Origin of the sequence: Mesorhizobium sp. WSM4310 (assembly GCF_007003935.1) — a bacterium.
Classification (GTDB): Bacteria; Pseudomonadota; Alphaproteobacteria; order Rhizobiales; family Rhizobiaceae; genus Mesorhizobium.
Genome location: NZ_VFTA01000034.1, coordinates 1 through 13,441 on the forward strand (window position 1 = coordinate 1; position 13,441 = coordinate 13,441).

Consider the following 13,441-nt stretch of genomic DNA (forward strand, 5'->3'; position numbering starts at 1 on the left):
GGGGCGGCCCCCGGCAGGCGGCCGCTACTTCTGCGGCGCCTGGTCGATGATCGACTGCATGGTCTCCTGCGCGTTGGCGATGGCGCCATCGACATCGTCGCCGAAGAAGACCTCGTTGATCATCTGCGTCCACGGGCCGTTGGCGGAGTTGATCAGATCGTTGAACACCACCGAATAGGGCGTCTTGCCCTTGGCCATGGCCTCGGCGGCAACCTGGTAGCGCGGATCGAGATCCTTCAGCGCATCCTTGGCGATGTCGCCGCGTACCGGCAGGCTGCCATATTTGGCGAGGATGGTCTGGCCTTCCAGCGAATAGGCGAAATCCAGGAACTCCTTCACCACGGCGAGCTTCTTGGTGCCCTTGGTGACGACGAAATTGTCGCCGCCGGCAAAGGACGACCAGCCGCCATCCTTTCCCGGCAGGAAGGTGACGCCGTAATCGACATTGGGATACTGGGTGTTGAGCGCGCCGATGGCGAAGGCGCCGGAGGGCGAGATGCCGATATTGCCCGCGGCGAAGGCGGCGAAGAAGTTGGCGCCGGTGTCAGTCTGCGCGCCTGCCGGCACCAGATCCTTCTTGACCATCGAGCGGTAGAGATCGATGGCGCCGCGCAATTGCGGGCTGTCCAGCGTCGCCTTGGAGCCGTCTTCGCTGAGGATGTCGCCGCCCGAGGCCCAGATCAGCGGGGTGAAGGTGAAGATGTTGCAGCCGCCGCAATTGCCGGAGAAGTAAAAGCCCTTGATGTTGCCGCCAAGCGCGTTGACCTTCTCGGCGTCGGCGGCGATTTCGGCCCAGTTGGCGGGGCCTTTTTCAGGGTCGAGGCCGGCCTGCTTGAACAGCTTCTTGTTCCAGATCAGCACCGAGGCGTCGGCCGAGAAAGGCAGGCCGTAAATGTGGTCCTTGTAGGTGCCGGTCTTGACATGCGCGGGCGACAGGCTGGCGAAATAGGGCAGGGACTTGGCCCAGTCGGTGATGTCCTCCAACTGCCCGGCGGCGGCGAATGAAGGGGTGTAGATCAGGTCGAGCGACAGCGCGTCGGGTGCCGTGCCGCCGGCGGCGGCGGCGCCATATTTCGGGATGATCTCGGCATTGGGGATGATGTCGAGCTTGATCTGGTCCTTATGCGCCTTGTTATAGGCATCGACGATGCGCGGCATGAAATTCGAGCCGTCGGCGCGCACCCAGATGTTGGCGGTGTCGGCCGCGGCAGCGCCGAGACCACCGCCCAGTACGGCAGCGGCCAGGGCCAGTTTGGCAATCACGTTCCTCATGTTCTCCTCCTCCAAGGGTTGGCCGCGGTGCGCGCGGCTTGGCGCCGGTCACGCGGCGCTGCGTTTTCAGCCGTCCGGTGGGCGGCCACAGGACTGACGCACCACCAGCCGGCACGGCAGTTTTCGAATGCCCGGCGCGGCGGGCTGACCGCCGACCAGGGAAAGCAGGGTCAGTCCGGCCTCGCGCCCGAGGGCGACCAGGTTCATGTCGACCGAGGTCAGCGGCGGACGCGTCGCTTCGGCGACGATCTCCCAATTGTCGAAACCGATGACGCCGACATCGCCTGGAACGTCGAGGCCGCGCTCGCGCAAGGCATCGATGACACCGCGCGCGATCTGGTCGTTGCCGCAAAAGACGGCGTCAGGCCGTTCGCTCTTGCCGTCGAACAATTGCGCCACCGCTTCATGCCCCCAGGCTTCCGACCAGGCGCCGAGCAGCGGCTCGGTGACCGGCAGGCCGTTTTCGGCGAGCACGTCGCGATAGGCCTGGGCGCGGGCGTGCACCACGGCAAAGCTCGCCGGCCCGCTGACATGGGCGATGCGCCTGCGGCCAAGCCGGTAGAAATGTTCGACCGCCAGCCGCGCGCCGCCGGCATCGTCCGAGACGAATGCGACGGCGTCGGGATCGGGCTGGGTGAAGGCATAGATCACCGGGATGCGCAGATTGGCGAGATCGACGGGCAGATGGCGGTCGATGCGCTTGCCGGTGGCGATGATGCCGTCGACGCGCTTGTCGAGCATGGCCTCGACATGCAACTGGCCCAGCCGCGGATCCTCCTCGACATTGCACAGGAACACCGAGACGCCATTGTCGACCAGCGCGTCCGAAATGCCCGACATCAGCGGCAGCGAGAAGCGGCCATAAGTATCGTTGGTGAGCAGGCCGACGGTGAAGGAGCGGCGCCTGAGCAGGCTCTGCGCCAGGCTGTTGGGCCGGAAGCCCAGGCTGCGCGCCGTCTCGCGGATGCGCTCGCGCGTCTCGGCTGTCATGCGCCCCTGGTCGTTGAGCGCCTTCGAGGCCGTGGCGACGCTGACGCCGGCCCGCGCCGCCACGTCACGCAAGGTGACGGGCTTGGGGAAAACCGGAACAGGCTGATCGTCCGATGCCATCGAGAATCCTGAGTTGGGAAAAGGTTTTCTCTTACAGGTCGGAACAAGGCCCGGCCAATGGCCGAGCCCGATCGGAACTGTTTGGAAAAACCTTTTCTCAAGTCGAGGCTAAGCCAGATCGGGAGATCGTTCAAGGGGAAAGTTGACGTCCGTGATCGCTTCGCCGCAAGGGTCTGCCGAAGAGCGACGCCAGGCGACATTTTCCAAAGTACCGACAGAACGGCCGTTGGGCCTTAACGTTTCCGCAAGCATTTCCCCGTTAGTTCGGTTGCCATGGCCTCGTGGCGGAGCGGCTACGCTGGAGACGGCAAATCTCTGAAGCCTCGGTTCGATCCCGAGGCGAGGCCTCCAAAAATCCTACAGCCGAGAATCTGTGCCCGACCTTCTGGCGCACTGCGCATGGATCTGCCGCAGATCTGGGCCATCGTCGATGTCTTGACTGGCCGGCCAGGCGTGATCAGGCAAGAGATGATGGTCGGCATGAGCCCGCGCGAGGCCGAGGACATGGTCGTGCAGATGAATGTCGGCGACATCAGGAGAGGGCGGAGCGCAAGGGTTGAACGTTCCGGGGTGGGCCAAGGCCCGCAACACCAAAACAAGAAGGATTCCCGTGAGAGCGAGCCTGAGGCAAAAGATACTGGAGGTCTGCGACCGCAAGATTTCCGAGAAAGGGCCCGCCGTCGGCCTGTCGTTCTACGCGTTTTTCGCCAACAGGAATGACGACCCCGAACTGCTGATGGAAGCAGCGGAATGGTGGATCAGGACCCACCGCCTCGACCATTTCGAAAAAGCCGCGAAGATACGGACGATGATCGAGGACATGGACCTCGGCTGATCAGCCGAAGTCGTCGGATGTCAGCACATACATGCTCTTGCGCGTACGGCCGTAGGCCTTCGACGCAACATCGCGGATGACGCTGCTCTCGGTGTCGAACGTTGCGAGGTAGCCCGCTTCATCGGCGCTGGTTCGCGGCTGGATCTTGCTCATCGCATCGACGGCAACCGAGAAGGAAATCTGGAACATGCCGTCATGGCCGACGAAGCGGATGCGCTTGCCGGCTTCGTCATAGCTGCGGCTGCGGTTGGGGAAGGTCAGGCTCATGTTTTTGCCTCCGTTGCGGCGGCCTTCTTGGTCGCCCGCTTCTTCTTCGGCGTCGGGTTCAGGGCTTCGGCGACGCGATCCGCCTCTTCCTTGGCCAGGCGCAATGTCCTGAGCTTTGCGGTCTTGATCTCCCTGGCCCGCGCCTCGGACATGTACTCGGCGGTTGCCTTGTTGCGCTCCGCCGTCTTCTTCTGCTTGTCGACGAAGCGGGCTTCAGCTTTTTCCATGATCGTCTGATTGCCGTCGGCCATCGCATAAATCTCCTTGGGGCTGGAATCGAGAAAATGAACTTGTCCGATAAATAGGCATCCGACCGGCAAAATTCAATTTTTTGAATTATTTGACCGTCTCCGGATATCACGAAACGGCAGGCCGAAATAATACTTTTCAATATTTAATCGCCCTGCGAATAATTTTTGGCACTCCTATCTATCGAGTGCCAAAGCGCCTATAGGAAGGGCGCGGCCGCCTAAGCCGGCCCCAGAAAGAAGTTTTCATGAAGTTTCGGCCACTCCACGACCGCGTCGTTATCCGGCGCGCCGAAGGCGATACCAAATCCAAGGGCGGCATCATCATTCCCGACAATGCAAAGGAAAAGCCGCAGGAAGGCGAAATCATCGCCGTCGGCCCCGGCGCACGCGACGAAAACGGCGCGCTTGTGCCGCTTGACGTCAAGGCCGGCGATCTGATCCTGTTCGGCAAATGGTCGGGCACCGAGGTCAAGATCGACGGCGAGGACCTTCTGATCATGAAGGAAGCCGACATTATGGGCGTCATCGAGAAGAGCGTCGAAGCCAAGAAGGCCGCCTGACTGGAGCGCCGCGCCTTCCGCGCGGGGTTCGTCCACTCCAAATTCGAACGGGATTGAAAAAATGTCTGCCAAGGAAATCAAATTCGCCACCGACGCGCGTGACCGCATGCTGCGCGGCGTCGAGATCCTCACCAATGCGGTGAAGGTCACGCTCGGCCCCAAGGGCCGCAACGTCATCATCGACAAGGCCTATGGCGCGCCGCGCATCACCAAGGACGGCGTCACCGTCGCCAAGGAAATCGAGCTTGCCGACAAGTTCGAGAACATGGGCGCGCAGATGGTGCGGGAAGTGGCCTCGAAGACCAACGACCTCGCCGGTGACGGCACCACCACCGCCACCTTGCTCGCCGCCTCGATCCTGCGCGAAGGCGCCAAGCTGGTTGCCGCCGGCATGAACCCGATGGACTTGAAGCGCGGCATAGACCAGGCGGTCGCCGCCGTTGTCGTCGAGATCAAGGCCAGGGCCAAGAAGGTCAAGTCGTCGGCCGAGATCGCGCAGGTCGGTACCATCGCCGCCAATGGCGATGTAACCGTCGGCGAGATGATCGCCAAGGCGATGGACAAGGTCGGCAATGACGGCGTCATCACCGTCGAGGAAGCCAAGACCGCCGAAACCGAACTCGATGTCGTCGAGGGCATGCAGTTCGACCGCGGCTATCTCAGCCCGTATTTCGTCACCAATGCCGACAAGATGCGTGTCGAGCTGGAAGAGCCCTATGTGCTCATCCACGAGAAGAAGCTCGGCAATCTGCAGGCGATGCTGCCGATCCTCGAAGCGGTGGTGCAGAGCGGCAGGCCGCTGCTGATCATCTCCGAGGACGTCGAGGGCGAGGCGCTGGCCACGCTGGTCGTCAACAAACTGCGCGGCGGCCTCAAGGTCGCGGCCGTCAAGGCCCCGGGCTTCGGCGATCGCCGCAAGGCGATGCTGGAAGACATTGCGGTGCTGACCGCAGGCCAGATGATTTCCGAGGATCTCGGCATCAAGCTCGACAACGTCACCATCGAGATGCTCGGCCGCGCCAAGCGCGTGCTGATCGACAAGGACACCACCACGATTGTCGACGGCGCCGGCACCAAGGCGACCATCCAGGCGCGCGTCGCCCAGATCAAGGGCCAGATCGAGGAGACGACCTCCGACTACGACAAGGAAAAGCTGCAGGAGCGGCTGGCCAAGCTGTCGGGCGGCGTTGCCGTCATCCGCGTCGGCGGCGTCACTGAGTCGGAAGTCAAGGAAAAGAAGGACCGCATCGACGACGCGCTGAACGCGACGCGCGCGGCGGTCGAGGAAGGCATCGTGCCCGGCGGCGGCGTCGCCCTGCTGCGTGCAAGGTCGGCGCTATCGGGCCTCAACGGCGCCAATGCCGATGCCACCGCCGGCATTTCGATCGTGCTGCGCGCGCTTGAAGCGCCGATTCGCCAGATCGCCGAGAATTCCGGCGTCGAGGGCTCCATCGTCGTCGGCAAGCTCGCCGACAGCAAGGATCACAATCAGGGCTTTGACGCCCAGAACGAGACCTATGTCGACATGATCAAGGCCGGCATCGTCGACCCGGCGAAAGTGGTGCGCACCGCGCTGCAGGACGCCGGCTCGATCGCAGCGCTTCTGATCACCGCCGAAGCGATGATCACCGACATCCCGGCCAAGGATGCGGCACCGGCGGGTGGCGGCGGCGGCATGGGCGGCTACTAAGGATGCAGCCGACCTTGGAGGGTGGTTCATAGAAGTCACCTTTCAGCCTGACCTGAATCCGCGCCGGCTCCAGGAGCCGGAGCGTGGCCCAGCCAGGCACCTTCCTGTCGGCGCTATCGGCGTGTCCGGTCTTGTCATTATATTAGCTTGAGCGCATATTTGCCCGGCAGCGTGCCCTTGGCCGGCAACGCGTCCCAGGGCGCCTGCGATTGTTCCGAAAAATAAATCACTCCGTGCCGCTCGAATTGTGGGGCAGCACGAGACAATGACATTTGGAGGAAATACCCATGAAAGTGACTATCTTGGCAAACTATGCGCCTCATGCCGCCAAAGGGTTGATGGAAGGTTCGGACAGGCAGGCTGCGGTCAAGGCGCTTTTTGAAAGCGTTGGCGGCAAGGTGAGCAGCGTGATGTTCACGCGCGGCATCTATGACGTCGTTGTCAATGGCGAGGTGCCGGACCAGTCAGCGGGGATTGGCATGTCCCTTGCGGTGCGAGCGAGCGGCTCGCTGACCGAGATGGTTGTACTGGAAGAACTCGACATGAAGGCGGTGCTCGCGGCCGCCAAGAAGGCAGCCGGCGCGTACAAACCCGCCGGCTGATGGACTTGCCTTCTTGATCACGGCAGCACGGTTCGATGCCGTGCTGCCGAGTGTCGGACAGGGCATCTTCTTGCGACTTTCGCGGCGACTGGAATTCAAGCTAGTATCGTCGCGTGGTCGTTTGGTGCAGAGAGCTTGCGGAAACGCAACCGCGATTCTGAATTGGGAGACAAGCCATGTTCGCGGCCAAGGCCATCGACACCTCGGACAAGGCCGCTTTCTATCGCGACCTCGCCGCTCAGTTGAAAGCGCTGCTCGAAGGCGAGAGCGACTCGATCGCCAATGCCGCCAACACCGCGGCGCTGATCTTCCAGATGGTGCCGAACCTCAACTGGGCCGGCTTCTATTTCCTGGCCTCGGACGAGGAGCTGGTGCTGGGACCCTTCCAGGGCAAGCCGGCCTGCGTGCGCATCGCGGTCGGCAAGGGCGTGTGCGGTACGGCGGTCCAACTCGGCACCTCGATGCTGATCAAGGACGTGCATGATTTCCCCGGCCATATCGCCTGCGACGCCGATTCGCGCTCGGAACTGGTGGTGCTGCTCGAGGACGATGAAGGCGTGTTCGGCGTGCTCGATCTCGACAGCCCGCTGCCCGGCCGCTTCGACAAGGAAGACCAGGCCGGCATCGAGACGCTCGCGGCGATCTATGCGGCCGCGAGTTCGTTCGAGGACTAAGCGCCCGTTCTGTTCCGGACCGGCTGTCTAGGCGCGATCGCCCAGGCGGAAGAACATCGCCAGCTTCAGGCTCGTCGCGATCCGTTCGGCCCGGTCGACGAACACCGCGGCGATTTCCGGGCCAAAGAGTTCGGCGGCCGTCCGGCTGAACATGGCCAGCCAGATATCGAAATCGGCCTCGGTCACGTCCCCGAGCTTCAGGTGCGCCGGCACCGGGCGGCCATGATAGTCACCCGTCTTGAGGATGACCGAGCACCAGAAGTCGGTCATCTTCTCGAGATGCGGTTCCCAGTCGCCGGGAATCTCGCGTGCGAAGATCGGTCCGAGACGTTCGTTCTTGCGCAGTCGCGCATAGAATTCGCGAACGAGCCGGCCGATCGCAGCCCGATCGACGCCTGCATGATGCAACGGCTTCTCCGGGGCCGGACGCGCATGATCCGCCAGCGACGATTTCAATGTCATTGCAGAAGCCCTGTTGTTGTCGTGATCAGGAAATGCCCAGCCACCGGATGGCGGCTTGCACGAGATTGAGCCGGTCGCGCACAAGGCGGAATCCCAGATTGTCGGGCGGCGTGCCGACGGCGCAACCGCCGCTTTTCCCGTCCCTGATGAAGTTCGACATATAGGTGCGATGGAAACCTTCCACGACATGAACGCCGCAATTGTCGATCGAGCTTGCAACGCCGGCGCCGTCGGCGGCTTCCGTCGTATGGAGGTAACAGGTCGACGTCCACTCCCAGACATTGCCGGCAATGTCGGCCACCCCCTTGGAATTGGGTCCAAATCCGCCCCTGGTTCTCGGCTCGGGGTCGGATTTTCGTCCAAGCGAAGCCTCGGTGCGATATTGGACGAGCCAGCGCTGCGCCGGATTGTTGGGGTCGGTCTCGCCAGCCTCGATGTCACCGCGAAAGCGTTCGCCCGCCGCATAGGCCCATTCCATGTCCGTCGGCAGGCGCCATGCCGATCCGGTCTCGGCCGAGAGCCAGTCGGCATAGGCCTCGGCATCGATATGGCTGACGCCAGTAACCGGAACATTGCCGCTGCCGCGGCCATCGGCCGGCTTGCAGGCGCCGGCCATGACGCAGCGCCGGTAGTCTGAAGCGCTTACCTGGTATTTCATGATCTCGAAAGGCTCCGCCACCGTTGCCCGGACCACGGGAGCACTGACCGGGTGGTTCTGCCTGAGGAATTCGCCTGGCAGCGGATGGGCGAACGATCCGGGCGCGAGGGTGATGAGTTCGGAGCGTATCAGGAGTTCCTGATCCGGCGCCGGGCGCCAGCCGACGGCGCCCGTCGCGCCCAGCGTGAACAGGGCGCAAGCCAGACCTCCGAGAGCCAGGATGGGATTGAGGGGCATTGCAGTTTTCCCGCGTTCGCGGCCCTGCAGGAATGGCGCAAGGCCGCGTCTACCTTAGGACCCGAGGCGGCAATCAGGACGTAATCGCCCTTGGCGCTTCGACCTGCATCATCAGGTCGTCGTCCCAGCTTCCGTCGACCGTGAAATGCGCGGTCGCGCCGAGTTCCACCGCCTCGATCAGATTGTGGTTGACGTAGGCGTAGACGCCCGGCTGCAGGAATGTGTAGAGGGCTGCGCCGGCCGAACCCCCGCGAATGAACCAGGTTTCGAGGTCCTTTGCCGGCGGGTTCGCGAACTTGCCCTGTTCCCACACATGGTCGCCATGTCCACCAATCAGATGCGGACGCGTGTCGCGATTGGCCTGCGAATGGACGATCAGGACAGTCTCGCCGACCTTGGCCTTCATGGCGTTTTCGCCGGTCAGCGATCCCGCCTTGCCGTTGAACACGACATGGGTGGGGATCAAGCCACGCATGACTTTCACCGTGTCATCGTAATTGTCGCCGGCCGAGTCATACTTCTTGAATTTACCCTGCTCGTCGCGGGGAATGTAGAAGTCACTTTCGCCGATGTAATAGATATGGTCATAGCGGACCGACTTGCCCTTGTCGTCCTTGAGCCCGTCACGCGGCAGGATCATGATCGCTCCGTTCATGCCCGAAACGACATGCCAGGGGATCATCGGACCGCCGGGCGCGCAGTGGTAGACGAAGGTCCCCGAGCGCGTCGCCTTGAAGCGCAGCGTCGTCTGCTCGCCGGGATTGACCAGGGTCAGCGCACCGCCGCCGAGCCCGCCGGTGGCGGCATGGAAGTCGATGTTGTGGGCAAGCGTGTTGGTGTCGGGGTTGATCAGCGTGAGCTCGACATAGTCACCCTCATGCACGACCATCAGAGGCCCCGGAATCGAGCCATTGTAGGTCATGGCGTTGAGCTGGGTGCCGTCGGCATCTATCACCATCGGCTTCTCTTCGATGGTCATCGTGAATTCGACGACCTTGGGACCGCCTTTGGCCACCTGGTCGTGGGCATGGACGAAAGGCGGCGCGACCAATGTCACCTTTTCCCGCGGCAAGCCGGCGACTTCCTTGGCGCTGGCCATGGCCGGCATCGAGCCGACCGTCGCGACGGCCGCAGCCGCAAGAACAGACCCCAACAGTGCTTCGCGTCTCGTAAGCATTTCCCGCTCCTTTTCTGAACCGTTCGATGCCTGGAGAATAAGCCTTTCCACCAGGACTTCTTTGCGCTGGCGCAAATTTGAAATTTAGTTTGCCTTGATCTGGTTCATCTGGGAGGCAACGACGGCTGTTCGGAGACCGGCAATCGCGGGCGAATGGAGATACCCGCCGGGCGCCAAAACGCCGTGGGAGTGACGGTGCCGAAGCCGCCGCCACTCCCACAAGACTTCGCAATTCCAATGTCGAGCGCGGACGAACCTGTCTGTCCGCCCGGCCGTCGGCCTCGATCAGTTCGCCTTCACCACCTGAGCAAACAGCGTGGGGAACACGGTCTTGGCCTTGCCGACCTGCTTGACGGCCTGCGCCGCGTCGAGATTCACGGGCTTGCCGACCACGATCAGCGCCACCATGCCCATCCCGTAATGCGGGCTGCATTTGACGCCGTAGACGCCTTCCTGCGTCATGGTGACAGTGGTGGTTTCACCCATCTTGCTTTTGATTTCCTGGGCGCCGTCGGGAAGCATTCCCTTGATGGTTTCGACATTATGAGTCTTGTCGCCGGGCACGAACTTGACCGTATCGCCAGGGGCCGCCTTGATGAAATCGGGCTGGAAGACCATGGATCCCTTGTCTCCCTTGGTCAGCAACTGGACGACGTGCTCTTCGGCGTTTGCGACGCCGGCGAGGGCGAGCAGGGCGGCGGCCGCGGCGATCAGGTGGAATTTCATGGGTAAGTCCTTTCTTCGGTGCATCACGGCTCAAACCGTTGCAGCCTTCTAGCCGACAGCACGGACAGGCGATTTGCGCTGGCGCAAATTGGCGCACGAAATATAGACTGGCTGCCGGCGTCATCTGGAGCCGTGTGCAGCGAGGGTTTGGGGTTGCCGCTTGACCGATCGATCATCGCGAGGCTTTCGCTGTTCGAGGGCCTGGGGCCCGCGGAGCTGGACAGCATTCTGAGGGATGCCCGGTCCGTGCGGTTTGCCAAGGAAGCCGCGATTTTCGAGCAGGAGGCCGAGGCGCGTTCATTCTACGTGCTGTTGGCGGGACATATTCGCGTGGTGCGGACCACGCCCGACGGGCGCCAGGTGATCGCCCGCTACATCAGTGAGGGCGAAATATTCGGCGTTGCCGCCGCACTCGGCCGGCTGACCTATCCGGCAACGGCGATCGCCGCGGTCGACTGCGTGGTTCTGGTCTGGCCGAATGCCGTGTGGCCGGACCTGTCGTCCCGGTTTCCCGTTCTTACCGCGGGAACATTCAAGACGGTCGGCGCGAGGCTGCAGGACACGCAGGCGCGCGTCATGGAACTGGCCACCGAACAGGTCGAGCAACGCGTTGCCAGTGCGCTGCTGCGGCTGGTGAAGCAGACGGGGCGCAAGACCGATGCCGGCATCGAGATCGACTTCCCGATCTCTCGCCAGGACATCGCCGAGATGACGGGGACGACCTTGCATACGGTGAGCCGGCTGCTGAGCGCCTGGGAGGAACGCGGGATCATCGTCAGCGGCCGCCAGCGTGTCACCGTCACCGACGCGCATCGCCTGGTGATGCTGGCGGAGCATCGGGACGGCTGACCGGCCCGGCGACGGCGCGTTCAAGACCCTTCAGGAAATCGGCTTCGTCAATTCGATGATCCCGGCAGGCCTCGGCAATCGAATGGAAGGGAGCGATGTGGCAGCCCACGCAGTGCATCCCGTGCCGGATCAGCACGGCAACGCTTGTTGGCCATCGTCTCATGAGGTCGTCCATGGACATGTTCGGATCGATCCGCATGGGCGTCTCCTTCGTGGTTCTCCCCATACTTCGACCCTAGCAGAGCCGGTTGGTCGGTCGTTGTGCTGGCGCAAGGAAAGAGCGCGTCGGAAACTGGAGTGAGATGCGGCCAGGCAACCCAGCCGACGTCCCTGCGGCCGCCAGCATCCGAATTCTCACGGGAGGCTTGGCGAGCTAGGCGAACTTCACCAGCATCAGGCTGAAGCCGCCGATGAACAGGAAGGCGCAGAAGGCGAGCGCCAGCGGGCGCAGGCCGCGCGACCGCAGCTGCGAAATGTCGGCCTGCAGACCCATGGCGGCCAGCCCCATGGTCAGCATGATGGTGGTGGCGAGCGCCATGGCCGACTTCACTTCGGCGGGCACGGTGACCAGGCTGTTCAACGCCACGACGGCGACGAAGGCGGCGACGAACCACGGCATGGGCGGCCGTGCCGCCGATTGGTCGCGGCTGCCGCGCCGTGCCATCAGGCCGAGTGCGATGACCGTCGGCGCCAGCATGGCAACGCGCGTCAGCTTGGCCACGGTGGCGATCTCGCCGGACTGGGTGCCGTTCTGGAAGCCGGCGCCGATGACCTGCGCCACCTCATGGATGGAGGCGCCGGCCCACAGGCCGAAAGCGTGCTGGTCGAGGCCGAGCGCCGGGGCGAGCAGCGGGAAGCCGAGCATGGCGACGGTGCCGAACAGCGTGATCGAGGCGACGGCATAGGTGACGTCCTCGTCGCGCGCATCGGTGACGATGTTGGTGGCGACGATGGCCGAGGCGCCGCAGATCGAGGTGCCGGCGGCAATCAGCTGCGCCAGCTTGGCGTCGACGCCGATCAGCCGGCTGAGCGTGACGGTGAAGAGGAAGGTGGCGCCAAGCGTCGCCGCGACAATGCCGACACCGCCGGCGCCGATGGAGACGACCTGGCCGAGCGTCAGCTGGAAGCCGAGCAGGACGATGGCGAAGCGCAGCAGGCGCTTTTGCGAGAAGGCGATGCCGGCCTTGGCGTGCGCCGGCGTGCCGAGCACGTTGGAATAGACCATGCCGGCAACGACGGCCAGGATCATCGGGCTGAACAAAGCGAAGCCGGAGACATTGTGCGCCGAGAAGGCGACGGCCGTGATCATCGCCACCAGCACGATGCCGGGGATAATGCCGTTCCACACCGAATCGAGCCGCTTGCGGCCTGCGGCGAGGTCGGTGGAAATCATGCTTTTCGAAATATCGTTCGCGACGCGGGTGGCGGATGACAATGCAATTCTCCAGACATGTATGCCGGAGGAATGCCATTCCTCAAACGATCTTTCCAACGAATTGTTATGGTCAGAATGATCGATTTTTGCGAACGATCGGCAATCGCTGACCAACGTTGGCGCTGCCTCTCATCCGCCTGCCGGCCGTTCGTCTTTCGAAAAACCAAGCAATTGGCTTTTCGTCCGCTGCGCGGATCAGTCCTCAACTCCCTGTGGAATGGGGAGAGGGGAGCTGGCCTCATCAAAGCTGTGCTTCGATGGCCGCCTTGTCGATCACCGACCAGACGTTCCTGATCCGATCGCTCAGAAATTCATAGAAAACGTTCTCGCTGAACGAGACCTTGCGGCCGTTGATGGGCAGGCCGAAGAAGGTTCCCTTCGGCGTGCAGTTGAACTGCAGGCGGCTGGCTATGAACGGTGGTTGGGCAATCAGCAGCTGGACATCGAAATAGAGATCAGGAATTTCCCGGAAATCCCGCTCCAGCATGGCGCGGTAACCCGACAGGCCGACGCGCTCACTGTTGTAGTGCACCTCGTCATGGACGAAGCGATGCAGCCGCGCCCAATCCTGATTGTTGAGGCAGTCGATATAGCCTCGATAGAGGTCGGTTTCTGTCACGGCGACGGGTCCGGGGT

17 protein-coding genes are annotated in these 13,441 nt (G+C 62.9%); 6 read left to right on the forward strand and 11 right to left on the reverse strand.

Annotation, left to right across the window (positions count from 1 at the left end; genetic code table 11):
- Positions 1 to 24: 24 nt before the first annotated feature.
- Positions 25 to 1,272: a sugar ABC transporter substrate-binding protein gene (locus tag FJV80_RS27590; protein WP_095774920.1), complete on the reverse strand. Its 1,248-nt coding sequence runs from the start codon at positions 1,270 to 1,272 to the stop codon at positions 25 to 27.
- 66 nt (positions 1,273 to 1,338) lie between these two features.
- Complete coding sequence (locus FJV80_RS27595; RefSeq protein ID WP_142877946.1) at positions 1,339 to 2,382, reverse strand: LacI family DNA-binding transcriptional regulator; 1,044 nt, start codon at positions 2,380 to 2,382, stop codon at positions 1,339 to 1,341.
- A gap of 610 nt (positions 2,383 to 2,992) precedes the next feature.
- Between FJV80_RS27595 and FJV80_RS27605 the strand changes: the two genes are divergently transcribed.
- Complete coding sequence (locus FJV80_RS27605; protein ID WP_095790466.1) at positions 2,993 to 3,217, forward strand: DUF6500 family protein; 225 nt, start codon at positions 2,993 to 2,995, stop codon at positions 3,215 to 3,217.
- Here the strand turns inward: FJV80_RS27605 and FJV80_RS27610 are convergent, their stop codons facing one another.
- Complete coding sequence (locus tag FJV80_RS27610; protein WP_095774917.1) at positions 3,218 to 3,484, reverse strand: DUF1488 domain-containing protein; 267 nt, start codon at positions 3,482 to 3,484, stop codon at positions 3,218 to 3,220.
- The gene (locus FJV80_RS27615; protein WP_095774916.1) at positions 3,481 to 3,735 is read right to left on the reverse strand and encodes a hypothetical protein; all 255 of its coding nucleotides are present in this window, start codon (positions 3,733 to 3,735) and stop codon (positions 3,481 to 3,483) included. Before FJV80_RS27615 ends, FJV80_RS27610 begins: the two co-directional genes overlap by 4 nt.
- Positions 3,736 to 3,980: 245 nt before the next feature.
- Between FJV80_RS27615 and FJV80_RS27620 the strand changes: the two genes are divergently transcribed.
- The 4 genes from FJV80_RS27620 (at position 3,981) to FJV80_RS27635 (ending at position 7,261) form a co-directional block, all read left to right on the forward strand.
- Positions 3,981 to 4,295 (forward strand): co-chaperone GroES, encoded by a 315-nt coding sequence (locus FJV80_RS27620; protein WP_095774915.1) that lies wholly within the window; start codon positions 3,981 to 3,983, stop codon positions 4,293 to 4,295.
- Between the two features lie 61 nt (positions 4,296 to 4,356).
- Positions 4,357 to 5,985, forward strand: a complete 1,629-nt coding sequence (gene groL / locus FJV80_RS27625; RefSeq protein WP_142877948.1) for a chaperonin GroEL — start codon at positions 4,357 to 4,359, stop codon at positions 5,983 to 5,985.
- A gap of 293 nt (positions 5,986 to 6,278) precedes the next feature.
- A complete protein-coding gene (locus FJV80_RS27630) occupies positions 6,279 to 6,587 on the forward strand; it encodes a GYD domain-containing protein (protein WP_245438165.1) in 309 nt (102 codons plus the stop codon).
- A gap of 176 nt (positions 6,588 to 6,763) precedes the next feature.
- Positions 6,764 to 7,261, forward strand: coding sequence for a GAF domain-containing protein (locus FJV80_RS27635; RefSeq protein WP_142877949.1), 498 nt, complete (start codon positions 6,764 to 6,766; stop codon positions 7,259 to 7,261).
- Positions 7,262 to 7,288: 27 nt separating this feature from the next.
- Here FJV80_RS27635 and FJV80_RS27640 read toward each other — a convergent pair whose 3' ends face one another.
- The 4 genes from FJV80_RS27640 to FJV80_RS27655 form a co-directional block, all read right to left on the reverse strand.
- The gene (locus FJV80_RS27640) at positions 7,289 to 7,723 is read right to left on the reverse strand and encodes a group III truncated hemoglobin (protein ID WP_095774911.1); all 435 of its coding nucleotides are present in this window, start codon (positions 7,721 to 7,723) and stop codon (positions 7,289 to 7,291) included.
- A 25-nt stretch (positions 7,724 to 7,748) separates the two neighbouring features.
- Positions 7,749 to 8,618, reverse strand: a complete 870-nt coding sequence (locus tag FJV80_RS27645; protein WP_142877950.1) for an SUMF1/EgtB/PvdO family nonheme iron enzyme — start codon at positions 8,616 to 8,618, stop codon at positions 7,749 to 7,751.
- 73 nt (positions 8,619 to 8,691) lie between these two features.
- The gene (nirK, locus tag FJV80_RS27650) at positions 8,692 to 9,795 is read right to left on the reverse strand and encodes a copper-containing nitrite reductase (RefSeq protein WP_095775044.1); all 1,104 of its coding nucleotides are present in this window, start codon (positions 9,793 to 9,795) and stop codon (positions 8,692 to 8,694) included.
- Positions 9,796 to 10,080: 285 nt separating this feature from the next.
- Entirely contained in the window at positions 10,081 to 10,521 is a 441-nt protein-coding gene (locus FJV80_RS27655) for a pseudoazurin (RefSeq protein WP_095790460.1), read from the reverse strand.
- Between the two features lie 153 nt (positions 10,522 to 10,674).
- On the opposite strand from FJV80_RS27655, the gene FJV80_RS27660 reads away from it, so the two are divergent.
- The gene (locus FJV80_RS27660; RefSeq protein ID WP_142877951.1) at positions 10,675 to 11,370 is read left to right on the forward strand and encodes a Crp/Fnr family transcriptional regulator; all 696 of its coding nucleotides are present in this window, start codon (positions 10,675 to 10,677) and stop codon (positions 11,368 to 11,370) included.
- Here FJV80_RS27660 and FJV80_RS27665 read toward each other — a convergent pair.
- From FJV80_RS27665 to FJV80_RS27675, 3 genes are all read right to left on the reverse strand, one after another.
- The gene (locus tag FJV80_RS27665) at positions 11,321 to 11,569 is read right to left on the reverse strand and encodes a DUF1858 domain-containing protein (protein WP_142877952.1); all 249 of its coding nucleotides are present in this window, start codon (positions 11,567 to 11,569) and stop codon (positions 11,321 to 11,323) included. The genes FJV80_RS27660 and FJV80_RS27665 overlap by 50 nt on opposite strands.
- A gap of 174 nt (positions 11,570 to 11,743) precedes the next feature.
- Positions 11,744 to 12,805, reverse strand: a complete 1,062-nt coding sequence (locus tag FJV80_RS27670; RefSeq protein WP_142877953.1) for a YeiH family protein — start codon at positions 12,803 to 12,805, stop codon at positions 11,744 to 11,746.
- A 241-nt stretch (positions 12,806 to 13,046) separates the two neighbouring features.
- A complete protein-coding gene (locus FJV80_RS27675; RefSeq protein ID WP_095790457.1) occupies positions 13,047 to 13,424 on the reverse strand; it encodes an ester cyclase in 378 nt (125 codons plus the stop codon).
- Positions 13,425 to 13,441: the final 17 nt, after the last annotated feature.

Bases quoted from the DNA above. Each gene is read 5' to 3' on its own strand.
- FJV80_RS27635 (WP_142877949.1), top strand. From the start codon at position 6,764: ATGTTCGCGGCCAAGGCCATCGACACCTCGGACAAGGCCGCTTTCTAT.
- FJV80_RS27645 (WP_142877950.1), bottom strand. From the start codon at position 8,618: ATGCCCCTCAATCCCATCCTGGCTCTCGGAGGTCTGGCTTGCGCCCTG.
- FJV80_RS27590 (WP_095774920.1), bottom strand. From the start codon at position 1,272: ATGAGGAACGTGATTGCCAAACTGGCCCTGGCCGCTGCCGTACTGGGC.
- FJV80_RS27665 (WP_142877952.1), bottom strand. From the start codon at position 11,569: ATGCGGATCGATCCGAACATGTCCATGGACGACCTCATGAGACGATGG.
- groL (WP_142877948.1), top strand. From the start codon at position 4,357: ATGTCTGCCAAGGAAATCAAATTCGCCACCGACGCGCGTGACCGCATG.
- FJV80_RS27655 (WP_095790460.1), bottom strand. From the start codon at position 10,521: ATGAAATTCCACCTGATCGCCGCGGCCGCCGCCCTGCTCGCCCTCGCC.
- nirK (WP_095775044.1), bottom strand. From the start codon at position 9,795: ATGCTTACGAGACGCGAAGCACTGTTGGGGTCTGTTCTTGCGGCTGCG.
- FJV80_RS27610 (WP_095774917.1), bottom strand. From the start codon at position 3,484: ATGAGCCTGACCTTCCCCAACCGCAGCCGCAGCTATGACGAAGCCGGC.
- FJV80_RS27620 (WP_095774915.1), top strand. From the start codon at position 3,981: ATGAAGTTTCGGCCACTCCACGACCGCGTCGTTATCCGGCGCGCCGAA.
- FJV80_RS27640 (WP_095774911.1), bottom strand. From the start codon at position 7,723: ATGACATTGAAATCGTCGCTGGCGGATCATGCGCGTCCGGCCCCGGAG.
- FJV80_RS27595 (WP_142877946.1), bottom strand. From the start codon at position 2,382: ATGGCATCGGACGATCAGCCTGTTCCGGTTTTCCCCAAGCCCGTCACC.
- FJV80_RS27615 (WP_095774916.1), bottom strand. From the start codon at position 3,735: ATGGCCGACGGCAATCAGACGATCATGGAAAAAGCTGAAGCCCGCTTC.